The organism is Trichlorobacter sp. (genome assembly GCF_030247655.1).
GTDB lineage: Bacteria > Desulfobacterota > Desulfuromonadia > Geobacterales > Pseudopelobacteraceae > Trichlorobacter.
Window position 1 is genome coordinate 1 of the sequence record NZ_JAOTRZ010000173.1, and the last position, 6,426, is coordinate 6,426.

Annotated in this window: 8 protein-coding genes; 4 read left to right on the top strand and 4 right to left on the bottom strand. The window is 51.2% G+C overall.

Annotation, left to right across the window (positions count from 1 at the left end):
* A partial coding sequence (locus tag OEL57_RS12750) for a radical SAM protein (protein ID WP_300740914.1) occupies nt 1-530 on the bottom strand: 530 nt, incomplete at its 3' end.
* Nucleotides 531-536: 6 nt separating this feature from the next.
* Nucleotides 537-1,259 carry a ribonuclease III gene (rnc, locus tag OEL57_RS12755; protein ID WP_300740915.1) on the bottom strand — a complete coding sequence of 241 codons (723 nt, stop codon included), beginning with the start codon at nt 1,257-1,259 and terminating at the stop codon, nt 537-539.
* Nucleotides 1,260-1,333: 74 nt separating this feature from the next.
* Here rnc and tmk point away from each other — a divergent pair, with 74 nt between their 5' ends.
* Genes tmk through metG form a run of 4 tightly spaced genes read left to right on the top strand, consistent with a single transcriptional unit; the run spans nt 1,334 to nt 5,611 of the window.
* Nucleotides 1,334-1,972, top strand: a complete 639-nt coding sequence (gene tmk / locus OEL57_RS12760; protein ID WP_300740916.1) for a dTMP kinase — start codon at nt 1,334-1,336, stop codon at nt 1,970-1,972.
* Nucleotides 1,973-2,965 carry a DNA polymerase III subunit delta' gene (gene holB / locus OEL57_RS12765; protein WP_300740917.1) on the top strand — a complete coding sequence of 331 codons (993 nt, stop codon included), beginning with the start codon at nt 1,973-1,975 and terminating at the stop codon, nt 2,963-2,965.
* Nucleotides 2,966-2,968: 3 nt separating this feature from the next.
* On the top strand, nt 2,969-4,078 hold the full coding sequence (locus OEL57_RS12770; RefSeq protein ID WP_300740918.1) for a PSP1 domain-containing protein: 1,110 nt from the start codon (nt 2,969-2,971) through the stop codon (nt 4,076-4,078).
* A 6-nt stretch (nt 4,079-4,084) separates the two neighbouring features.
* Entirely contained in the window at nt 4,085-5,611 is a 1,527-nt protein-coding gene (gene metG, locus OEL57_RS12775) for a methionine--tRNA ligase (protein ID WP_300740919.1), read from the top strand.
* A 67-nt stretch (nt 5,612-5,678) separates the two neighbouring features.
* Here metG and OEL57_RS12780 read toward each other — a convergent pair whose 3' ends face one another.
* Both OEL57_RS12780 and OEL57_RS12785 read right to left on the bottom strand, forming a co-directional pair.
* Complete coding sequence (locus tag OEL57_RS12780) at nt 5,679-5,966, bottom strand: HesB/IscA family protein (protein ID WP_300740920.1); 288 nt, start codon at nt 5,964-5,966, stop codon at nt 5,679-5,681.
* 79 nt (nt 5,967-6,045) lie between these two features.
* Nucleotides 6,046-6,360 (bottom strand): pyrimidine/purine nucleoside phosphorylase, encoded by a 315-nt coding sequence (locus OEL57_RS12785; RefSeq protein WP_300740921.1) that lies wholly within the window; start codon nt 6,358-6,360, stop codon nt 6,046-6,048.
* Nucleotides 6,361-6,426 lie beyond the last annotated feature (66 nt).

Sequence of the window (6,426 nt, forward strand, 5' to 3'; positions counted from 1 at the left end):
GCTTTGACGCTGTCCAGTGCCTTTTCCCTGGTGTCACCAGGCAGGCCTGGTAAGAGTTGTGCTCCGACCTGAAACCCTGCAGCCTTAACACGCTTGATTGCAGCCAGGCTGTCGGCAGCAGTATGGCCACGCTTACTCAACAACAGAACCTGATCATCAAGGGATTGCACTCCAATTTCAATGGTGGCTACTTTGTGATCTGCAAGAAATGCCAGTATTACTTCATCAAGTGCATCAGGTCTAGTTGAAATTCTTATATTTTTTATAATCTGTTGTTCTATCAGTGGTTGAACAGCATCAAGCAACTGCTCCTGCTGTTTTCGGGACAACAGGGTAAAACTTCCGCCATAGAAAGCAACTTCAGCAGCTCTATCTGGAGAACGGACCAACCACTGCTGCACGGTTTCAATTATCTGTTCTGCTGATGGTATTTGCTGTTCCACACCGGAAATTAGGTGCTGATTACAAAAAAGACAGGTGTGTGGGCAGCCTGCATGGGGAATAAAAAACGGGATAATCAGAGGACGCATAAAGAATTAACTCAGCAACCGGGCCAGAGCTGCCTCAGCTGCTGATTGCTGGGCTGATTTTTTACTGCGGCCCTGCCCCTGCCCCAGTACCATGCCATCAACAACCACCTCTACACTAAAAAGGCGATCATGATCAGGACCCTGCTGATCAACCAGATTGTAGACCGGGGTTGATTGTTTCCTGGCGGCCAACAGCTCCTGCAGTTCACTCTTGGCATCATGTTGTGCTGAATCAGCCCCTATGGCAGCAACCAGCGGCGTATAGATCTGCGTAACCACCTTCTGCACGGCAACAAATCCGGCATCACAATAGATGGCGCCGATCAGGGCCTCAAACACATCAGCCAGAATTGAGGGATTTGTGCGCCCCCCTTCCCGTTCAGCACCTTTACCCATCAGAATCAACGGGGCAATCCCGGCATCAGCAGCCAGCCCGGCCAGGCGTGGTTGGTCAACCAAGGAAGATCGCAAGCGGGAAAGATCCCCCTCTGGAAGGGCCGGAAACTGCTGATAAAGCAGATCAGCCAATAAAAGCCCCAGCACTGCATCACCCAAAAATTCAAGCCGCTGATAATCTGCAGCTCCTTCCTGACGTGTCTCATTCAGGTAGGAAGGATGGGTCAAGGCCTGTTGCAACAGGGCCTGATTACCAAAACAGTGGTTAAGTAGTGATTTTTGAGAGTATGACATGGTGCAGGAGAGTATACGGGATGCACCGGTTGGCTGCAAGTAGCTTTGATCGTTGATTTGCGTTGCCAAGTATAGGCTAGATGCCTATAATGATCCACTTTCATGGAGAGCGTATGTTTATTACCTTTGAAGGCATAGAAGGCTGCGGTAAAAGCACCCAGATTGCGCTACTTGCGACTGCTCTGCAACAGGTTGGTCAACGGGTACTGCTCACCCGTGAACCAGGGGGCTGTCCCATAGCCAATCAGATTCGCACTGTTTTGCTGGACGCTGCCAACAGTGCCCTTGTGCCGATGGCTGAACTGATGCTGTACGCAGCCAGCCGGGCACAGCATCTGGCAGAGGTGATCCGCCCGGCACTGTCAGATGGTGTTATTGTACTCTGTGACCGATTCAGTGATGCCACCCGTGCCTATCAGTCCTTTGGACGTGGCCTGGATCGCCAGACCATTGAAACCCTAAATAACCTGGCCTGCAATGACATCAGCCCTGATCTGACCGTACTGCTTGACTGTCCGGTTGAGGTAGGTCTGGGGCGTGCCAGACAGCGGATTGAGGCCACCAGCGGTCCTCGGGAAGAACGGTTCGAACTTGAATCTCTGGCCTTCCATCAGCGGGTACGTGACGGCTATCTACAACTTGCTGCAGCTGAACCGGATCGTTTTGTTATTGTTGATGCAACAGGCCAGCCTGATCAGGTTGCCCAGGCTCTATCAGGTGCATTACTGCCGCGCCTGACGGTACCTGCCTAGATGCCGCTTCGTGCAATAAAGGGCCAGAATCGCGTTATTGATGCCCTGCAACGCTCCATTGCGGCTAACCGGGTGGCCCACGCCTACCTGTTTGAAGGACCTCACGGCTGTGGACGGCGTACAACCGCACTGGCCCTGATGCAGGCCCTCTTCTGCAAGGAACCGGTAGATGGCGATGCCTGTGGTAGCTGTTCATCCTGCCGTAAACTGGCTTCCGGCAACCACCCTGACCTGCATCTGCTGTCACCGTTGCCGGATAAGCGGGATATCAGTATTGAACAGATTCGGGAACTGCAGCAGCAGCTGTCTCTGCGTCCCTTTGAGGCAAAACGCAAAGCCTGTCTGATTGAACCTGCAGAACGGATGAATGAAAAATCAGCCAATGCGCTGTTAAAGACCCTTGAAGAGCCACCGGGGCATGCAATCATCATTTTGCTGGCAACTCAGGCTGATCTGCTGCTCTCAACCATTCGCTCCCGTTGTCAGCATCTGCGCTTCAGCCCGCTGGATGACAATTCTGTGGCAGAGTTACTCGTACAACAGGGGATGACATCATCAAAGGCGTTGGAACTGGCTCCGCTGGCAGAAGGAAGCATGGAGCGGGCCACTGCACTGGAAGAAGAATCTGATGCGGTGCGACGCCAGGAATTATTAGCACTGTTGTCAAAGGTGTCATCAAAACATATTGCCACTGTTTTTGATGTTGCAGAGTCAGTAGCCGGTGGACGGGAAGAAACAGTGCTGACCTTCAATCTGCTCATATCATTGTTACGTGACCTGTTGCTAATGAGCTCCTGTGGACAGGTTGGCATAGCAAACCGTTTTCTGAATAGTGAACTTACTGCTGAAGCCTCACGTTTTACCCCGGCTGGTAGCATGGAGGCCCTTGAACGCGCCCTTGAAATCAGGCGGGCGGTTCAGGGCAATGCCAACCCAAAGCTGGCATTGGAGCATTTCCTGTTGACCTATGATCGTTTACGAAAAGGAGTCTGATACGTGATACGCGTTGTTTCCATACAGTTTAATCCGGCAGGCAAGATGTATGATTTTAACGCCGGCACTCTGGATCTAAAGCCGGGAGACCGGGTAGTGGTTGAAACAGAGCGGGGCATCAGCCTGGGCGCTGTAGTAACCAGCCCGCAAGAAAAAGATGAAACCGGCTTTAGTCATCCCTTGGCACCGGTTCAACGCCTGCTGGGGCCAGAGGATGAAAAAACCTTGGCACATCACAACCGAAGAGAAAAAGAAGCCTATGACTTCTGCCTGCGCCGGATCAAAGAACGGGGCATGGACATGAAGCTGGTCCGGGTTGAACATCTCTTTGATGGCAGTAAGGCGATCTTCTATTTTACCGCTGATGGCAGGGTTGATTTCCGCGAACTGGTCAAGGACCTGGCTCATACCTTCCATACCAGAATCGAAATGCGCCAGATCGGTGTACGGGATGAAGCCAAGATGGTTGGCGGCCTGGGTATCTGTGGGCGTGAACTATGCTGCGCCTCGTTTCTGCGGGATTTTCAACCGGTATCGGTCAAGATGGCCAAGGAACAGAACCTGGCCCTGAATCCTTCCAAAATATCAGGGCAGTGCGGCAGATTGCTCTGCTGTCTTGATTATGAATATGAGACCTACTGCGACCTGCGGAAAAACTTCCCTAAATGCGGCAAACGGGTCCGCACTCCCCAGTGCAGCGGTACCGTAGAAAAAATGAATCTCTTGACCGGAGAGCTGATCCTGCGCCAGGAAGATGGCAAGCAGATAGCAGTAAAGGTCAAGGAACTGCTTGATGAAAACAGCCCGCTTGCTACCCAGCAAGAACCAGCAAAAGAGCTTGAACAGGGCCAGCCACAGCAGGCACCGCGTCGGCCACGTGAACAGCAGCCTCAACAGAGACGTCAACGTCCTGCACCTTCTCCTGCTTCTGCCGCAGCTCCTGTTTCTGAAGCTGTTGTTACTGTGGCACCCAAAGCAGCAGCCGTTGAAAAAGCCGAGGCTACTCCACAACAGCCCCAAAGTGATGATAAGCAAAAGCGTAAAAAGCGTAACCGGCGTCATGGACACCGTAAGCCATCTGATCAGAAAACAGAGAAACCACCCCAGGAGTAATCAGCAATGAAACCATCTTTTTACGTTACTACACCGATCTACTACGTTAATGACGTGCCCCATATCGGCCATGCCTATACCACGGTGGCAGCCGATGTTCTGGCCCGTTACAAGCGGATGAAAGGATTTGATGTCTTTTTTCTGACCGGCAGTGATGAACATGGTCAGAAGGTAGAAAAGGCTGCCCAGACCAACGGTGAAACCCCGCTTGAACTTGCTGATCGGGTGGTGAAGCGCTTTCAGGCCCTGTGGGAAAAGCTGGGCATCTCCCACAATGACTTTATCCGTACCACCCAGGAACGTCACAAACAGGGTGTCACCCATATCTTTAAGCAGTTGATGGAGCAGGGTGATATCTATCTGGGCGAGTACGAGGACTGGTACTGCACCCCCTGTGAGACCTTCTGGACCGAGACCCAGGTGGAAGATGGCAAATGCCCGGATTGTAACCGTCCGGTGGAGAAGCTGAAGGAAGAGTCCTACTTCTTTAAGATGAGTGCCTATGGAGAAAAACTGTTGGCACACATTGAGGCAAATCCTGACTTTATCCAGCCCAAGACCAGACGGAATGAGATCATCTCCTTTGTTAAAGAGGGATTGCGTGACCTGTCGGTCTCCCGCACCTCGTTTTCATGGGGTATTCCGGTACCTGGTAATGAGCGCCATGTTATCTATGTCTGGTTTGATGCACTGACCAACTATATCAGCGCTTTGGGCTACCCTGCAGCTGATGGCAACTATGACCGTTACTGGCCCGCAGATGCCCACCTGATCGGCAAAGATATCCTGCGTTTCCATACGGTCTACTGGCCAACCTTCCTGATGGCAGCCGGTCTGCCGATTCCCCAGAAGGTCTTTGCCCATGGCTGGTGGACGGTGGAAGGCCAGAAGATGTCAAAGTCACTACAGAACGTTGTTGAACCAAACATGCTGATCGATAAGTATGGCGTGGATGTCGTGCGCTACTTCCTGATGCGGGAGGTGCCGTTTGGCCTGGATGGTGATTTCTCACACGGATCATTGATCAACCGGATCAACTCTGACCTGGCAAACGATCTGGGCAACCTGCTGTCCCGCTCAACAGCCATGCTGGTAAAATACTTTGATGGCATCCTGCCAGCCCCCGGACCTCTTTCAGAGCTTGATGTCACCTTGAAGGCAAAAGCAGAAGGGATGATTACTGCGGTTGACAGCTGCATGGATGAACTTGCCTTCAGTAAGGCCCTGCAATCAATCTGGGAGGTTATTTCAGCTGGCAATAAATATATTGATGAAACAGCTCCGTGGACCCTTGCCAAAGATCCAACCAAGCGTGAGCAGCTTGCAACCGTCATGTATTGCCTGCTTGAGGCCCAGAGATTGGTACATTCTCTGGTAGCGCCGTTTATGCCTGACACTGCACGCAAGGCACTTGCCTGTCTTGGCTGGCAAAAGGAAGCAGCAGAAGAGGATCTGGTCTGGGGTAAACTTGCTCCAGGTACGGTCATTGAAAAAGCAGTTGCATTGTTCCCGCGGATAGAAACAAAAGAATGATTAAAACAAAGAAGGGGGAAGCCAAATTGGCCTCCCCCTCCTACTTTATACCCAGTGCATCTATTAATTATGAACAGGAAGAACCAAACTCCGGAGAAATTACAAAACCTTCCCGCATACCTGAATTGACAAAGTCAATTACCTGACCATCCAGAAAAGAGTTCAGACTTTTTTCAGCAAGCAGTTCAATCCCGTTTAATGTCATCTTATTATCATTCTCACCCGGCGCATCCAGAGCCAGCCCCAAACGGGGTCCACCTCAACCAAAACCTTCAAACACCACCCGCAGCAGCTTGCCGGGGTTCTGGGCCAGGATCGGCTCCAGAGCTGTCTTTGCTGAATCTGTAATCTTCATGACGCCACTCCTTTGTAAGTATTCATATATCTGAATATACCAAGCAGGCCAGACAAAAGCTATAATTTTTTAATGCCGATTATGACAAAAAAGAACAACAGTAGTCGGATACAGTCTGGACCTTCATTGTAAAGGAAGAGTTTGCAGCAACTTCAAACGACTGTCCGCCACCGATCCGTCTCCAGCCGGTCTCACCAGCCAGTTGCAGGTCAAGTTCACCGGTCAGTATCTCCATTAGTTCAGCAGCACCGGTATTAAAGGTATATTCACCCGGTTGCATAATCCCCAATGTCTTCTTGGTACCATCAGGAAACAGCACGGTATGACTGGCAACAGCGCCGTTAAAATAGATGTTTGCCTCACGAACAACGGTTACACCTGCGAACTCTGACATACGAACACTCCTTTGATCATTAGATATGTCTTAAAAAAGGTGAAGCTCACCTTTAAACAGCTACGA